The sequence below is a fragment of the Glycomyces arizonensis DSM 44726 genome, assembly GCF_000482705.1.
GTDB classification, from domain to species: domain Bacteria; phylum Actinomycetota; class Actinomycetes; order Mycobacteriales; family Micromonosporaceae; genus Glycomyces; species Glycomyces arizonensis.
This window is the reverse complement of sequence record NZ_AXWO01000007.1, coordinates 173,775-189,067: the sequence shown is the minus strand read 5'-3', so window position 1 is coordinate 189,067 and position 15,293 is coordinate 173,775. Positions and strand designations below refer to the sequence as shown.

Genomic DNA, 15,293 nt, shown 5'->3' with positions numbered 1-15,293 from the left:
ATGAAGGAAATCCTCTTCGGCTTCTGTGTCGCGGTCGCGATCCTGACCGTGTTCCCGCACCTGTCGGTGCTGCAAAGATCCAAAAAGGATCCTACTCGGTGGACGATCGTGACCGCCCTGTCGCTCATGGCCGCGGCACTCGCCACAGCCATGCCCGGGGTGGCCGGGAGGATCAACACCGCGCTCCCGAACCCCAACTCGGCGTCGCTGCTCGTGGCCATATGCAATGTGGCCTTCAGCATCGTGGCGCAGATGCTGATCGTGCAGTGGACCCGCCCCCCGGAGCGCGCCCGGACCGCCATCCGCTTCCGGCTGCTCGCCATCGCGATAGCGGTGACCACCCTGGTGGTCCTGTTCGCGGCCGCCGCCGTCACCCGTCCGACACCGCACCTGCTGCTCGAGGAATCGCACCACCCGCGCGTGGCCGCGTTCATATTCTTCTACCTCGCATCGATCGCGCTCGGTTACGGCGCTCTCGCCTACACCTGCTTCAGGCAGGCGCGAGGGCTCGATTCGCCGTGGCTTCGCGCCTCGGTGCGGCTCATCGCCTGCGGCGCATGCCTGGGACTGGTCTACTGCGTGTCAAGGGCGGTCACCGTCGTCCTCTGGTGGACCGAGCGCGCGGTCGTCCCCATGGCGTCCCTGGTGCCGCTCATGCTGACCGCGGGCGCGCTCCTGGCGATAGTCGGCTTCAACCTCCCGGTCTGGCACCCCGTGCTGTCCCGCCTCCGCATGCACCTGTCCATGTGGCGGGCGTACCACCAGCTGTCCCCGCTGTGGTGGCGCCTGCTGGAGGTGGCGCCGCACATGTCGTACTGGCCTCCGCGTTCGCGGTTCTCCGACCGCTTCACGGTCAGGAACATCGGCCACCGGCTGTGCCAGCGCGTGATCGAGATCCTCGACATCAACCTCGCGATCCGCACGCGGGTGACCCCCGACTTGAGCGGCGCGGCCCGATCGGTGCTGGAGCGGACCGGCCTCAACGGCGAGTCGCTGCGGCTGGCGCTCATCGCCGCGGAGATCGAGATCGCGCTGCGGCTGGCCGACCTCCACGGCATCGACCCGCCCGGCCCGCACTCCAGTGCCGCCACGGGCATGCCCGACGGCAACAACGACGACGTCCTCACCGAGGCGCTGTCATTGGTGACGATCGCCAGAGCGCACCGGCGCTCGCCGTACATCCGGGAATGCGCCGAGGAGGCACTGTCCGCAACCGCCGCGGAGACCACCGCGCAACTGCGGATCGACGCCTGAGCGGCGTCCGCCGATCCCGAGGCCGCGGCCGCGCGGGCCGACGACGGTTCCGGTGCCGACGCCGGGCGCGGTTCGTATATTTGAGCGCATGTCCAGCTTCCGGTCGCCGCCTCCGCTCACTGTCGGCGTGCTCGGGCCGCTCGAGGTCGTGGCGGGCGAGGGGGAGATCGCGATCGCCGGAGCCCGGTTGCGGGCACTGGTCACGCGCTTGGCCCGGGCCGTGCCCGATCCGGTGAGCGCGGCGGCACTGGCCGCCGACCTGTGGCCGGACGAGAGTCCCGCCGACCCCGCCGCCGCCGTGCGCTCGCTCGTCACGCGGCTGCGCCGCCTCCTGCCGCCGGACACGATCGCGTCCACGCCGCGCGGGTACCGGCTCGCGGTCGAACCCGAAGCGGTCGACGCCCTCCGCTTCCATCGCATGGCGGCGGAAGGCCGCCGCGCCCTCCGGTCGGGCGACGCCGGGACGGCCCGGCGGTCGCTCACCGAAGGCCTCGGCCTGTGGCGCGGCCCCGCGCTCGCCGATGCGCCCGAAGCGGTCGGCGCCCGCGCCGCGCTCGAAGAGGAGCGCCTCGCCGCCGTCGAGGACCGCGCCGAGGCCGCCCTCGTGCTCGGCGACGGCGCCGCGCTCGTGGCCTCCCTCGCCGAACACGCCGCCGCTCATCCGCTCCGCGAACGCCTGCACGCCATGCTCTTCCGCACGATGGCCGAGGCCGGACGCGGCGCCGAGGCGCTGGCCGCCTACGAGGCCCTGCGGGAGCGACTGGCCGACGAGCTCGGGGCCGACCCCGGCGCCGAACTGCGCGCCGTCCACCTCGCGCTCCTCGAACCCCCGGCCGCGCGGCCCCATCGCTCCACCGGGAACCTCCGCGCCCCGCTCACCAGCTTCATCGGCCGCGAGACCGAGATCGACCAGCTCGCACAGGCGCTGCGCGGCTCCCGGCTGGTGACGCTGTGCGGGCCGGGCGGCGTCGGCAAGACCCGGCTCGCCACCGCCGTCGCCGCCGCCCAGGAGAGGCCGGCCTGGATCGCCGAGCTGGCCTCCGTCACCGACCCGGCCGACGTGCCGCAGGCCGTGGCGCTGGCCGTGGGCGCCGCCGAGCCCGAGCTGCGCGGCCGCGCCGACCCGCTGCCGGGGGCGACCGCCGACCGGCTCGCCGAGACGTTCGCCTCGCGTCCGGCGCTGCTCGTCCTCGACAACTGCGAGCACGTCATCGCCGCCGCGGCCGAACTGGCCGAGCGGCTGCTCCTGTCGTGCCCCGGCCTGACCGTGCTCGCCACCTCGCGCGAACCGCTCCTCATCGGCGGCGAGACCGCCGTCCCGCTCGGCCCGCTCCCGGCGGAGGCGGCCGTACGGCTCTTCGCCGACCGGGCCGCCGCCGTCCGGCCCGGCTTCACCGTGGACGCATCGAACGGCGCCGCCGTCGCCGAGATCTGCCGCCGCCTCGACGGCCTCCCGCTGGCCATCGAGCTCGCCGCCGTCCGCTTGCGCGCCTTGGAGGCCGAGCAGCTCGCCGCCCGCCTCGACGACCGGTTCCGGCTGCTCACCGGCGGTCCGCGCACCGCGATGCCGCGCCACCAGACCCTCCGCGCCGTCGTCGCCTGGAGTTGGGACCTGCTCGACCCCGGCGAACGCGCCCTCGCCGAGGCCGCCTCGGTCTTCGGCGGCGGCCTCACCATCGAGTCCGCCGAAGCGCTCGGCCATGCGCTCGATACCCTGACCGCCTTGGCGGACAAGTCGATCCTGCGCCCCACCGGCACCGGCCGCTTCCACATGCTCGAAACCCTGCGCGAGTACGGGCGCGAACGCCTCGCCGAGGCCGACACGCTCGGCGACGCCCGAGGGGCCCACGCCGCGTACTGCCTCGACCTGGCCGAACGCGCCGCTCCGCACCTGCGCGCGGGCGACCAGCTGGAGTGGATGGCCCGGCTCGACGCCGAGCACGACAACATCCTCGCCGCGCTCCACTTCGCCGCCGCCGCGGGCGATGCCGACACGGCGCAGCGCATCGGGGCCGCCATGAGCGTCCACTGGATGCTGCGCGGCGCCCGCCCCGAAGTCACCGCCTGGCTCGAGACCGCCCGCGACACCCCCGGCGAGGCCGAGCCGGTCGCCCGCGCCGTCGTCACCGGCATGGCCGTCATCAACCGGATGAGCTGCGGCACCTTCCAGCCCGACCAGGTGCTGGCCGACTTCGAACGCGTCGTCGCCGAGGCCGGGCGCCACCGCGACCACCCGCTGCTGGCGCTCGGGGAGCCGCTGCTGCACATGTTCACCCACGACCACCCCAGGAGCCTGGACGACATCGACGCCCGCTTGGACCACCCCGATCCGTGGACGCGGGCGATGCTGCGGGTCATGCGGGCGATGGCCCTCGAAGACCGCGGGGAGATGACCGCGATGCGCGAGGACCTGCGCAGGGCCGTGGCGGGCTTCCGCGGCGTCGGCGAGCGCTTCGGCCTTCAGCAGGCGCTCGCCTGGCTCGGGCAGGCCGACCTGATGTTCGGCGACACCGCCGCCGGGAGCGCCGCGCTGGAAGAGGCGATCGCCTTGCAGCGCACGCTCTCCCCGGGCACGGCCGCCGTCCGCAACCGCACCGTCGCGGCCGGGGCGCGCCTGATGGAGGGCCGCGTCGACGCCGCCCGCGCCGAACTCGAGGCGATCGTGGACGACGCCGAGTCCGAGGGCGAGCACCCGCAGGCCGGGCGGCAGGTCCTGTACGCGCATCTGGCGCTCGGCGACCTCGCCCGTTCGGAGCATCGCCTCGACGACGCGGACGCCCACTACGAAGCGGCGGAATGGCCGATCGGGTCCCAGTCGCGGCGATCCTCGGCGATCCCGCCGCAGTGGCGGGTCCTCGCCGCCCGGGCCCGCGCGCTTTTGACGATCGCGCGAGGCGACACGGGCGCCGCCGCGTCCTTTCTCGACGAAGCGGTAGCGAACGCCTTGGAGGCCATGGACATGCCGGTGGTCGCCAAGGCCGCGGTGGCGGCCGCCGCCCTGCTCGCGGCCGAGGGCCGCGACGCCGAAGCCGCCGCGCTGCTGGGCGCGGCGGACCGGCTGCGCGGGGCCCCCGACCGCTCCGACCTCGACGCCGTCAGGGTCGAGGAGGCCCTGCGCGAGCGGCTCGGGGCGGCGGCCTTCGAGGCCGCCGCCGGAGCCGCTCGCGCAGGCGACCGCGAGTCGGCGCTGGCGCTGCTCGATCAGACCCGGCGCCGGTAGGCGGCCACCGCGAGCGGCGCGAAGACCGCGATGATCCCGACGCTCCACAGCACCGTCGACACGACTTCGCCGGTCACGTCACCGCCGGTCAGCAGCCCGCGGCAGGCCTCCATCGCGACCGAGGCGGGGTTGACGTCGACCCACGCCTGGAGCCAGCCAGGCAGCGTCTCGGTCGGCGCGAGCAGGTTGGAGCCGAACGTGAACGGCATGACGAGCACCAATCCCAGCCCCTGGACTCCGCTCGGTTCCCTCATGACCGCGCCGAACAGCACGAAGACCCAGCTGAACGCGAAGGCCAGCCCGATCGCCAGCACGGCGGCCCCCAGCGCGTGGGCGGCGTCGGTCTCGACGCGGAAGCCGATGAGCGTCGAGAATCCGAGCAGCACCACGATGGTGAGGACGTAGCGGACCACGTCGCCGACGGCCGCGCCGATGAGCGGGGCCGAGCGGCCGATCGGCATGGAGCGGAAGCGGTCGAACAGGCCCGAGTTCAGGTCGTCGCAGAAGCTCGTGCCCGACTGCATCGTGGCCATGAGGGTGAGCATCACGAACAGGCCCGGCACCAGGGACTGGAGGTAGGCCTCGGTGCCGCCCGCCACCGCGCCGCCGAGGAGGAAGGCGAACAGGCCGGTGAACAGGATCGGCTGGAGCACGACGTCGAGCAGCTGCTCGGGGTTGCGCATGGTCTTGATCAGGCTGCGGCGGGCCAGCGCCGCGGCGTGGCGCGCGAGTCCGAAGGGACGTCTGGCGACCGGCGCGAACACGGGGAGGTCGGCGGGGCGGGTCTCGGTGACGGTGCTCATGCTGCGATCGCTTCCTGCTCGGTCTCTTCGGCGGCGGTGTGCCCGGTGAGCTTGAAGAACACGTCGTCCAGGTCGGGCAGCTGGAGGGCGAGTTCGGTGACGTCGATCCGCACGCGGTCGAGTTCGCCCACGACGGCGGTGAAGTCGCCGTCGGAGCCGACCGGGACGCTGAGGACGCCTCGCTTGGGCGAGTCGACGCGGCGGCCGGTGACGGTCGCGAGCACCGCGCCGCACTTGTCGAGGTCGGCCTCATCGGCCGGTCTGACGACGATGGACTGCCCGCCGACGATGCGCTTGAGCTCGGCGGGAGTGCCGTCCGCGATGACGCGGCCGTGGTCGATCACCGTGATCGCGTCGGCGAGCGCGTCGGCCTCGTCCAGGTACTGGGTGGTGAGCAGCACCGTGGTGCCGTCGGCGACGAGACGGCGGACCACGCCCCACAGCTCCTCGCGTTTGGCGGGGTCCAGGCCGGTCGTGGGCTCGTCGAGGAAGACGATCGCGGGGCGGCCCATGAGGCCCGCGGCCAGGTCGAGGCGGCGGCGCATCCCGCCCGAGTAGGTCTTCACGGGCCGCCTGGCGGCCTCGGTCAGGTCGAAGTCGGCCAGGAGCCGCTTGACGCGGGCGCGGATCTCGTTGCCGCGCAAGTCGAGCAGCCGCCCGATGAGCGCCAGGTTCTCGGTGCCGGTGAGCTCGCCGTCGACGGACGCGAACTGCCCGGTGAGCCCGATGAGGCGCCGCACCCGGCCGGCCTCGGCGACGACGTCGCACCCGCCGACGATCGCCCGCCCCGCGTCGGGGCGCAGCAGCGTGGCGAGGATGCGCACGGTCGTGGTCTTCCCGGCCCCGTTGGGGCCCAGCACGCCGAGGACGGTGCCGGCCTCGGCGGCGAGGTCGACGCCGTCGAGCGCGGTGAAGTCGCCGTAGCGCTTCACCAGGCCCTCGGCTTGGAACGCGTATGACATCCCGGTTTCCTCTCGAACGATGTCGGTTGCCGGAACCCATCGTTCGCGGGCGGCGTGTCATCGGCGGTGCACGAGCGTGTCACGTCCGTTCGCCCTGGTCAGGACGCGCGTCCCGCCGCGGGGAGGGCGCGGTTCTCGGGACCGCCCCGCCGGCATGTGTCCTGGATTCGGCTCCACTGCCGGGCGGTCCATGGACGGCCCGACGCCTCCGGCCCCGGAAGCGCTCCTCCAAGGCCGGCGGCCCGCATCGGCGACCTCGGCAGGCCCGGAAAGGCGAACCGTCGTCAAGGAAGATTCCTTTGCGACCCTCGCGCACCCTGAGCAAGGGGCGGCACCGGACACGGGCGGGTGAGACCGGAGAACGACGAAGGCCCGTCAACTCTGCATGACGCAGGTCAACGGGCCTTTTGGCGGAGGATATGGGATTTGAACCCATGATCGGCTATCAACCGAAACCCGCTTAGCAGGCGGGTACCATGGCTTCATCAATATGGCATTTACCGGGGGTAACGCGGTGCCGTGCAGCGAAGTGCCGAACTTTGGCACGTATTTGGCAGGCGGAGCTCCCCCACGCCTACGTGTCTCCTGATCGTGTCCAGCCATGTTCAATCACAGCCAGGAACCATGACCGTTCCACCGCCCCACGCCGGTGCGTCAGTCGCAACGAAGGCGGAACTCTCCCACCTAGCCCCCGGCAATGTGCATCGCGGAGTGAAGGCTGGACCCGTCAAGGCCCTCTGATGATCCGCCTCCAGCGGCAATCGCGTCAGCAGGTGGAGCGGAAAAGACCACCGACGGCATCGGCGGTGGCGACTCGGTTGTACAGCTCGACGAGCTCACGGGTCTCGGCCGCTCGGTAAGGAATGCCGAGGCGGTTCAGCAGCATCACGGTGGCCGGGTCGACCTCGAGACGACGCTCCATGCCCAGCGAGCGGATGACCGTCTCGACGATACGATTCAGGAGGTATTGGACGTCAGCGGGTTGAATCCTGGGTCTGTGCCGGGTGTCGGACTCGCACCAGTCCCACGGCCTGCCTCCACCGGGATGCAGCATGAACTCCTTGTCGCTGCCCAGACCCTCGACATCCATGCAGCCCCAGGAGACCGAGAGGGTCTTCAGCGAGCGCGGACGATCTCGAGTCGATGAGTCATAGCCGTATCCCAAGACGCCTTGGTTCGATCCCGCAATGTCCACCATGCTTCGATGGCGCCACGAGACACTGAACGCTTCTCGGAGTTCACCCGGTACATCGTCACGTCAATGATGCGGTTGCTCTGTGAGAGGGTACTGCGCGGTTCAGTCGAGAGCCGGGGCCACCGCTACGCCGCACTGGCGGCGGCCCCGATCTGGGTGTTTCACAGTCTCCAGCGAGTTCCTACAAAAGTTGCCATTGCTGGTTGGCCTGGCCGTTGCAGGTCCACTGCCTGATCTCGGATCCTGGGGCGGTGCCCCAGTTGTAGTTGTCGAGGCACAGGCCGCTGTGGCGGTTGACCAATCTCGAATAGCCGCCGCCGGCGTCGACGACCTGCCATTGCTGGACGTCCAGGCCGTTGCAGGTCCACTGCCGGACTTCGGCGCCGGGTTCGGTGCCGAAGTCGTAGTCGTCGAGACAGAGGTCGCTGTAGGAGTTGCGTATGGCGACGTAGCCGCCTCCCCGGTCGGTCAGGAACCAGTCCTGGTTGTCCTGGCCGTTGCAGGTCCACTGCCGGACCTCGGCGCCGGGTTCGGTGCCGAAGTCGTAGTCGTCGAGGCACAGGCCCGAGTGCCGATTGCGGATCTGCTGCCCGGTGTCGGGTTCGCCGCCGGTGTCGTCGATGTCGTCGACGTCCATGGTCCCGTAGGCGTCCTCCAGATGCGCCAGCGGTTCGGCGTGTGCGACGGAGTTCCACGGCAGCCAGAGATTGACCCCGCCGTAGCGCAGGTCCGACAGGCCGATCGCCTCTTCGAGCAGGCCGTCTCTGGCGTAACCGAGCGGGTTGCCCGGCCACTGGGTGGTCAGCTTGGTCTCGTTGGCGAGCAGCCTCGCGTACTCGAAGTAGTGGTCGTCGCCGGTGGCCTCGTAGAGGCGGTAGAAGTCGAACAGCGAACTCGAATGCCACGTGTCCATCCCCGAATGGCCGGTCGCGATGAGGCTCTGGCCGCGCACGCCGTACAGGTCGTACGCCGGGCGGGTCGAGGACACCTCGTAGTTCCAGGCATAGGACCACGTCTCCCCGAAGTCGGCGGCCTGCTCGGCCGCGTCCAGCCAGCGCTGCTCGCCGGTGTGGTCGTACAGCGACAGGAACGAGCGCAGCGCCAGCAGCGCGGCCTCCTTGTCGGTGACGTTGTCGTTGTCCGGGGTCCCGCCCACATAGGCGGCCGGGAGGTGCACGTTCTGGTAGGCGTACTCCCCGGCCCGCAGCGCGGCGTCCCGGTAGCGGCCGTCGCCGGTGTAGTCGGCCAGGCCCAAAAGGAACGGCACCGCGTTGTGCGTGTTGTACTTCGCCTCGTGCACCGGGGCGGTCCCCGCGAGGTTGTAGGCCCGGTAATAGGAGCCGTCCGCGTTCTGGTGGGCCACCAGCCAGTCGCCGAACCCGCGCATGTAGGCCTCCCACTGCGCCACCGGGGTGCCGCGGTCGCGCATCAGCTCGGCGGCATTGAGCATGCCCTCCATGCCGTCGGTGGCGATGCGCAGATAGGTCGGGTAGAAGCTGCGCCACTGCCCCGGGTTGATGTCCCACCAGGTCCTGGGCAGCCCCGACGGGGCGGCGGAGTTCTGGGCCCAGAAGTCGAGGATGCGTCGGCCCTTGTCGATGTAATCGGCGTTGCCGCTGTCGTAGCCTTCGCGCAGCAGCAGGTATCCGGCCGGGATCTGCTGGCCGACGAAACCCATCTGGAAACTGACCTCGTTGACCTCCCCGCCGGGCAGCCAGACGCTGAACGGCAGCCCCGGGACGCCGTTGTAGTCCCGCACATAGGAGGCGAGCACCGCGATCGAGGAGTCGTAGACCGACTGGACCGGGACCTTCTGGATCTGGGGGTCGGACATCTCCCAGTGGTAGCGCCAGGACTCGCGCACCGCCTCGCCGAAGCCGCCCGAGCGGTCGACGTTGATCCGGAACTCGTAGTGCTGGGCGTATCCGGGGGTCACCGGGTTGGAGCGGCGCACCCAGTCGGCGCCGCGGTCGACGTAGTTCTTCTCTCCCTCCATGCCCGGGTAGACGATCGCCAGCTTGGTGGAGGGCACCTGCTGGGCGCCCAGGGCGGCGTAGGTGATGTCGCCGTCGACCAGCCACGCGCCCGAGCCCTCGTCCACGTCCGAGCCGGTCTCGGGATTCTCGTGGGCGATGCTGACGTCCAGGCCGCTGGCGGGGTCGTGCATCATCACGAACGGCAGCGGCATCCGCATCTCGCGGAAGTAGAGGTAGTCGTCGCTGTAGTCGCTGGCCAGCGCGCCGGGCGGCACGTGGTCGTTGTGGTCGTACCACACTCCCGGCGCCAGGAACCGGTAGTCGCCGATCGGGCGCGGGCTGGTCGAGCCGATGGTGAAGCGGGAGTTGAAGCCCTGGTCGGCGGGATCGGCGCTCACCACGGTCACCGCGCGTTCGACGGAGAACCCGCCCGCCTCGGCGACGGAGTAGCGGTCCTCGAATCTGAAGACGCTGCCCGCGGGGCTGCGGACCTCGCCGGTGGCAACCAGCGCAGTGCCGTCGACGGCGACCGAATCGTATTTCCCGCCGGCGTCGGTCGCGGTGTTACCGTTCTTGAGGATCAGTTGCACAGGCTGCTCCTCAGCGAGCACCGCCGCGCCGCTTGCGATCTCCCGCACCATCACCGGGCGGGGCACATCGCCGTCGGTGACGACGAGCTCGTAGCCGCCGGAGCGCAGGGTGATCTCAGCTGCCTGCGCTCCGGCCATGTGGACGGTCATCGTGGTCGCCGCGGTCGCGATGGCGAGGATCGCGGCGAACATTCCTTTTCTCCTTCGTACCTGCATGTCCGGACTCCTTTGCCGGGTTGAGGTGGAGTGCTTTCCTTGAGGGGGCCGGAACGGCGACACGGCCGGTCCTCGGCTTCGCCCTGAATCGGGGGCCGTGTTCGTGATCGTGACGCCGCTCCGGCGGTGCGGGCTGTCGTCAGACGAGCTGCCACTGCTGGGCAGCGTTGTTCAGGCAGGTCCACTGCCGCACTTCAGCACCCGGTTCGGTGCCGAAGTTGTAGTCGTCGAGGCACAGGCCCGAGTGCCGGTTGACCAGGTTGACGTAGCCGCCTCCGGCGTCGACGACCTGCCACTGCTGGACGTCCAGGCCGTTGCAGGTCCACTGCCGCACTTCGGCCCCCGGTTCGGTCCCGAAGTTGTAATCGTCCAGGCAGAGATTGCTGTAGATGTTGCTGATGGCGACGTAGCCGTTGCCGAGGTCGTTCAGGTACCAGTCCTGCACCGGCAGGCCGTTGCAGGTCCACTGCCGAGCCTCGGCCCCCGGTTCGGTCCCGAAGTTGTAGTCGTCCAGGCACAGGCCCGAGTGCCGGTTGCGAATCCGCTGCGCGGCGGGGCCGGACTCGCCCGAGGGGCCTTGGAGGACGGTGCCGGTGGAGACCGGGACGCCGAGGTTGGGGGTGCCGTCGGCGTTCCAGGAGATCTTCTGCACCCGGGTGGTGCGGGTCGTCCCGCAACCGTCGGAGGCCGAGTCGTTGGCGTGGTAGGCGATCCACGTCTCGGTCCCGTCCGGTGAGGTGAAGAACGAGTGGTGGCCCGGGCCGAACACGCCCGCGGCGTCGTTGCGCTGGAATATCGGGTCGGCGAACTTGTGCCAGGAGCCCATCTGGAGCGGGTCGCCGCCGGTGTACTCCAGCATCCCGATCTTGTAGTTCGGGCCGTTGCAGTGGCTGGCCGAGTAGGTCAGGAACGTGCGCCCGCCCCGCTGGAGGGGGAAGGAGCCCTCGTTGACCGCCCCGTCCTGGCGCTCCCACGAGAGGGTCGGCGCCGAGATGCGGCTGCCGTGGCCGCTCGCGGTCCACGGGTTGGCCATCGGGGCGATGTAGAGCGACTGGAGGCCGTCCTCGGCGGCGAATGCCGAGAAGGTCATGTACAGGTTGCCGTTCAGGTGCAGCGGGGCCGCGTCGATCGCCCAGCCGTCGTTCGGCATCAGATCGAGGATGCCCAACTCCGTGTACGGGCCCATGGGATCGGACCCGGCGCTCTGGGCGACGTGGGTGCGACGGGCCGCGCAGCACTGCTCGACCGAGTAGTACAGGTACCAGCGGCCGTCGATCATCTCCAGGTGCGGCGCCCACATCGTGTCGCCGCCGGTCTCGACCACGACGTGCTCGGGTGCGGTGTTCAAACCGGCGATGGTCGGGGATTTGCGCATGACCACCTGGGACGACCAGGTGGTGGCCACGTAGTAGTAGAACCCGTTGTGCTGGACGAGGGTCGGGTCGGCGCTGTTGGGCACGTCGACCACCGGGTTGGTGAACGACGTGCCGGGCGCGGCTTCGGCGCGCTCGGCGCTGGTGGCGACGTACGTCGCGGCTATGAGGATCGTGGCGGCGACGAGCACCAGCGCTCTTCGCACGGCGGTCGGTGGACAGGCGAACTGCATGGCTGCTCCCAGTGAGGGTGGGACCGCCGCCCGTACACGGACGGCGGCATGAGCATGGTGGCCACCAGGTATGTTCACGGTAACAAAGGCTGGGCAAGTCCGTCAATACATTCATATATTTAGATTGTTTTCGAAAACTTGCCTTGCCCTCCGGCACCGGCGTCGTGTCGGCCGAGCGCCATGGAACGGACGCCGCCGCTGCGGAGCCCGCGGACACGGCCCCGCAGCGGCGGCAGGCTACTTCACGGTGAAGCCCTGCGAGTTGCCGTAGTCGACCAGTTGGTCCTGCCAGGCCGACAGGCCGGCGTTCAGATCGGAGCGCTCTATGCAGGCGGTGCCGACGGTGTCGGGGAAGATGCTGTTGGCGTATTAGCCGATCGCAGAAAGGGCATGGCTGGCGATCAGCAATCGCAAAGCTGCGGATGCCTTGTCCTGCGGAAGCGCGCGAAGCGCTTGAAAACGGGCAAGTTCGACATCAAGGAGGGTTGCTCTACCGGTCTTCGGGCCCTGGCGAGGGAGATACCACAGATGACAACGCAGCGACTCGACCTCCGTATCACCAGCGGCGTTTCGCACGCCGGGGAGCAGGAACTTCGGGGAGGACGAATCTACTTCCGCACTCAGGGAATCCCCTGAACTCCAGCATGCTCCCCAATGTCTTGCCTTTGCGAACTCATGAGCTGCAACAAGCTCGTCGATCGTCAGCACCTTGACCACAAAGTCGTTGTCCTGCATATCGACCTTGGAGAATCGTATGCCTTCCTCCGACCCCACACGGTCCTCCCTTATCGGTCCTAATCTTCGTCAGTTCACGATGACTGCTTCGCCTGGACGGAAGACCACCCACAGCTCTGAACCTAGATGTTGACCTGATCGATGAGCGCCGGGGAGGCTGGCTGCGACGATTCGACCCCGAGGAGGTACCAGATCGGCACCGGAGGTTAAAAATCAAGTTGGCTCTGGACCGTTCGATTTCACGCGTTCGGCGGCGCCGGGTGAGCGACATAGGGATGCGGTTGAGTTGGTCGATCGGTTGCGCGCTGAGCGGACTGTGGACTTGGTGTCGTTGTCCGAGGCCGAGAAGGCCCGGTGGCGTAAGACCATCGACTACACCAAACGCCACAACCTCGTCCCCGAGGCGCATCGGATCGAGACCAGCAGCTTCGGCAACACCGGCACGATGCTCATCCGACTCGCCACCGCCGTCCACCCCAACCCCGGATGGAAAAACACTGCGGAACTGCCGCCCGTCGCTATCCCGGAGACCTTGGAGCAGGCCCACCCGGTCGTGGCCCGGCTGCGCGACGACCCCGGACGGCTCGACATGCCCGAGGAAGGGCGGGGCCGGTGCCTGCGCCTCCTGCAGGCCATCGCCGCGGCCGCGACTGAGCGCGGATGGGAGATCACCGTCCATCCGTCGATCTCGACGGCGCCCTCACCGACCTGGTCCGAACCGCGCGTATTCGCGCAGGCACCATGCGGCTCAGCCTCGATGGTCGCACCTATGCCGTCACCATCGACCAGAGGCATCCGCTGTCTCCAGACCCGGTCAAGGCCGGACACCTCAAGATCGCACTGCCCGAGTCGCATTCGGGTGTCCAATCGACATGGACCGACGGCAAGACCGCTCCGCTGGAACAGCGGCTCCCCGAAGTGATCGAAGCACTCGCCCAACGCGCAGCCGAGGACCACGAACGACTCGCTGCTGCAGCGCGCGCGAAGGCCGCCCGGCAGCAAGCGATCAGGGCCGACCTCGCCAACGCCAAAGCGCAGGCGCGGGAACGCTTTTACGGCAAAGAACTCGAACGCCAAGCCCTCGCGTTCGAACGATGGCGGATCCTCACCGCCTACCGCGACCGGCTCGAAGCGCACCTCGCCGCAGCCGACCCCGAAGCGCCCGAAACCGAATCCGCTCGATCACGGCTCGCTCGAGCGCGGGCCCGCACGGCGGCGGCCGACCCGTTCAAAGAACTGCCGGGCATGCCCGAAGTGTCGGAATCCGGGCCCGATGACCTCAGGCCTTTCATGACGGACCAAAATTCCTTTGACCCGATGACCGATGTTTCAGCTGTTAAACGACCCGCATCATCTCATCCTCCCGAAATATGGGATACAGGCCAGTGGTTTCACCCCAATGGGTGAACGAACCAGAGCCGTGATCGCTTGCCTGCCAAAACTTAGGCAGAAATCTGGCTGGCGTCCCTTGGACAGAGTGAGACACCCTTGGATCTGAAGACCCAGACATCAGGAGTTTTCGCAGGTCAATGGCCAGAAAGCCCTCCCTTGCGAACATTTGGACCAAAGTTCGAAGCGCCGGATGCGAAAAAGCCCCGGTGACCTGCCATATTCGCAGGTCAGCGAGGCTTTGTGGCGGAGGATATGGGATTTGAACCCATGATCGGCTATCAACCGAAACCCGCTTAGCAGGCGGGCGCACTAGGCCACTATGCGAATCCTCCGAGACGCGGACGGCCGGAAACCGGCCTTGGCACGTACCGAGAGACGAGCATACCGGCAAGCACGCGTGCGTGCGAAGCGGGTTCCCGTCGGTCAGAGCCAGCTCACGTGCGGGGCGACCAGCATGTAGCCGACGAAGGCCGCGACGTCGAGGAGCGTGTGGGCCACCACCAGCGGGCCAGTGCGCTTCCAGCGCAGGAACACGAGGGCGAACACCGCCCCCATCACGGCATTGCCCACGAAGCCGCCGAAGCCCTGGTAGAGGTGGTAGGTGCCGCGCAGCAGGGAGTGGGCGACGACGATGGCGACGGGGCTCCAGGCCAGTTGGCGCAGGCGCGTCACGAGGTAGCCGACGCCCACGACCTCTTCGATGACGGCGTTCTTCAGCGCCGCGAGGACGAGGACCGGGACCGCCCACCACACGTCGTTGAGGTTCGCGGCCGCGATCGTCGCGTTCAGGCCCAGCGCCCGGGCCGCGAAGTACAGGCCCAGGCCGGGGATGCCGATCGCGGCGGCGAGGGCGGCGCCGCCCAGGAGGTCGAAGGCCGGGCGCCTGCGGTCGAGGCCGATGAGGCGGAACGGGTCGCCGCGGTCGAGGGCCAGGAAGTGGAGGGCGAGCGCCACCGGGGCCATCGCGAGCGCGAGGCTGACGAGCTGCCGCGTGAGGTCCAGCCAGGGGCGCTCCGCTCCGGCGCGGGCGCTGTTCATCGTGGCGACGGCCTCGGACAGCCCGCCGGGCTCGGTGAGGGTGGCCACGATGCTCACGACCGCGCCGATCGCCGAGGCGCCGAGGGAGAGGGCGAGGACGATGACGATCTCGCGCCGTATGACGGGGGCGGGGAGGGCGGGTGCGGTCGACATAAGGGCCAAGCCTGCCAGAGTCCGGCCGGTGGTCGCACGTCGTGTGCGACGGGGTGCGCGTGCGGGAGCGCAGAATCGGAACGGTAAAGGCGAGGTGCTGTGAAGCTCATCCCATTCGGCGACGCTCACCCATCACGGCACCTCGCTTTTCTA

Annotated in this window: 10 protein-coding genes and 1 tRNA gene; 3 read left to right on the top strand and 8 right to left on the bottom strand. The window is 69.5% G+C overall.

Annotated elements, in window-relative coordinates:
• Both H613_RS0108820 and H613_RS0108815 read left to right on the top strand, forming a co-directional pair.
• The gene (locus H613_RS0108820) at positions 1 to 1,254 is read left to right on the top strand and encodes an MAB_1171c family putative transporter (protein ID WP_035737104.1); all 1,254 of its coding nucleotides are present in this window, start codon (positions 1 to 3) and stop codon (positions 1,252 to 1,254) included.
• Between the two features lie 88 nt (positions 1,255 to 1,342).
• Entirely contained in the window at positions 1,343 to 4,474 is a 3,132-nt protein-coding gene (locus H613_RS0108815; RefSeq protein WP_051393131.1) for an ATP-binding protein, read from the top strand.
• Here the strand turns inward: H613_RS0108815 and H613_RS0108810 are convergent.
• From H613_RS0108810 to H613_RS30770, 6 genes are all read right to left on the bottom strand, one after another.
• On the bottom strand, positions 4,456 to 5,277 hold the full coding sequence (locus H613_RS0108810; RefSeq protein ID WP_026923505.1) for an ABC transporter permease: 822 nt from the start codon (positions 5,275 to 5,277) through the stop codon (positions 4,456 to 4,458). The two genes, H613_RS0108815 and H613_RS0108810, sit on opposite strands and share 19 nt — an antisense overlap.
• Positions 5,274 to 6,239 carry a daunorubicin resistance protein DrrA family ABC transporter ATP-binding protein gene (locus tag H613_RS0108805; RefSeq protein WP_026923504.1) on the bottom strand — a complete coding sequence of 322 codons (966 nt, stop codon included), beginning with the start codon at positions 6,237 to 6,239 and terminating at the stop codon, positions 5,274 to 5,276. Before H613_RS0108805 ends, H613_RS0108810 begins: the two co-directional genes overlap by 4 nt.
• Before the next feature lie 766 nt (positions 6,240 to 7,005).
• Positions 7,006 to 7,437, bottom strand: coding sequence for an MTH938/NDUFAF3 family protein (locus tag H613_RS0108800; protein ID WP_211234752.1), 432 nt, complete (start codon positions 7,435 to 7,437; stop codon positions 7,006 to 7,008).
• A gap of 178 nt (positions 7,438 to 7,615) precedes the next feature.
• Positions 7,616 to 10,192, bottom strand: a complete 2,577-nt coding sequence (locus tag H613_RS0108795; protein WP_026923502.1) for an RICIN domain-containing protein — start codon at positions 10,190 to 10,192, stop codon at positions 7,616 to 7,618.
• Positions 10,193 to 10,355: 163 nt separating this feature from the next.
• Positions 10,356 to 11,795 (bottom strand): family 43 glycosylhydrolase, encoded by a 1,440-nt coding sequence (locus H613_RS0108790; RefSeq protein ID WP_026923501.1) that lies wholly within the window; start codon positions 11,793 to 11,795, stop codon positions 10,356 to 10,358.
• A 396-nt stretch (positions 11,796 to 12,191) separates the two neighbouring features.
• Complete coding sequence (locus H613_RS30770; protein ID WP_169731972.1) at positions 12,192 to 12,557, bottom strand: hypothetical protein; 366 nt, start codon at positions 12,555 to 12,557, stop codon at positions 12,192 to 12,194.
• Positions 12,558 to 13,217: 660 nt separating this feature from the next.
• Here H613_RS30770 and H613_RS30765 point away from each other — a divergent pair.
• Positions 13,218 to 13,964, top strand: coding sequence for a hypothetical protein (locus tag H613_RS30765; protein ID WP_156925917.1), 747 nt, complete (start codon positions 13,218 to 13,220; stop codon positions 13,962 to 13,964).
• A gap of 226 nt (positions 13,965 to 14,190) precedes the next feature.
• Here the strand turns inward: H613_RS30765 and H613_RS0108780 are convergent.
• Positions 14,191 to 14,281, bottom strand: a tRNA-Ser gene (locus H613_RS0108780).
• Between the two features lie 91 nt (positions 14,282 to 14,372).
• Positions 14,373 to 15,140 (bottom strand): CPBP family intramembrane glutamic endopeptidase, encoded by a 768-nt coding sequence (locus H613_RS0108775; RefSeq protein ID WP_026923499.1) that lies wholly within the window; start codon positions 15,138 to 15,140, stop codon positions 14,373 to 14,375.
• Positions 15,141 to 15,293: the final 153 nt, after the last annotated feature.

Excerpts from the sequence above, each read along its gene's own strand:
- H613_RS0108800 (WP_211234752.1), bottom strand. The coding sequence starts at position 7,437 with ATGGTGGACATTGCGGGATCGAACCAAGGCGTCTTGGGATACGGCTAT.
- H613_RS0108810 (WP_026923505.1), bottom strand. The coding sequence starts at position 5,277 with ATGAGCACCGTCACCGAGACCCGCCCCGCCGACCTCCCCGTGTTCGCG.
- H613_RS0108775 (WP_026923499.1), bottom strand. The coding sequence starts at position 15,140 with ATGTCGACCGCACCCGCCCTCCCCGCCCCCGTCATACGGCGCGAGATC.
- H613_RS30765 (WP_156925917.1), top strand. The coding sequence starts at position 13,218 with ATGGGAGATCACCGTCCATCCGTCGATCTCGACGGCGCCCTCACCGAC.
- H613_RS30770 (WP_169731972.1), bottom strand. The coding sequence starts at position 12,557 with ATGCAGGACAACGACTTTGTGGTCAAGGTGCTGACGATCGACGAGCTT.
- H613_RS0108815 (WP_051393131.1), top strand. The coding sequence starts at position 1,343 with ATGTCCAGCTTCCGGTCGCCGCCTCCGCTCACTGTCGGCGTGCTCGGG.
- H613_RS0108795 (WP_026923502.1), bottom strand. The coding sequence starts at position 10,192 with ATGTTCGCCGCGATCCTCGCCATCGCGACCGCGGCGACCACGATGACC.
- H613_RS0108820 (WP_035737104.1), top strand. The coding sequence starts at position 1 with ATGAAGGAAATCCTCTTCGGCTTCTGTGTCGCGGTCGCGATCCTGACC.
- H613_RS0108805 (WP_026923504.1), bottom strand. The coding sequence starts at position 6,239 with ATGTCATACGCGTTCCAAGCCGAGGGCCTGGTGAAGCGCTACGGCGAC.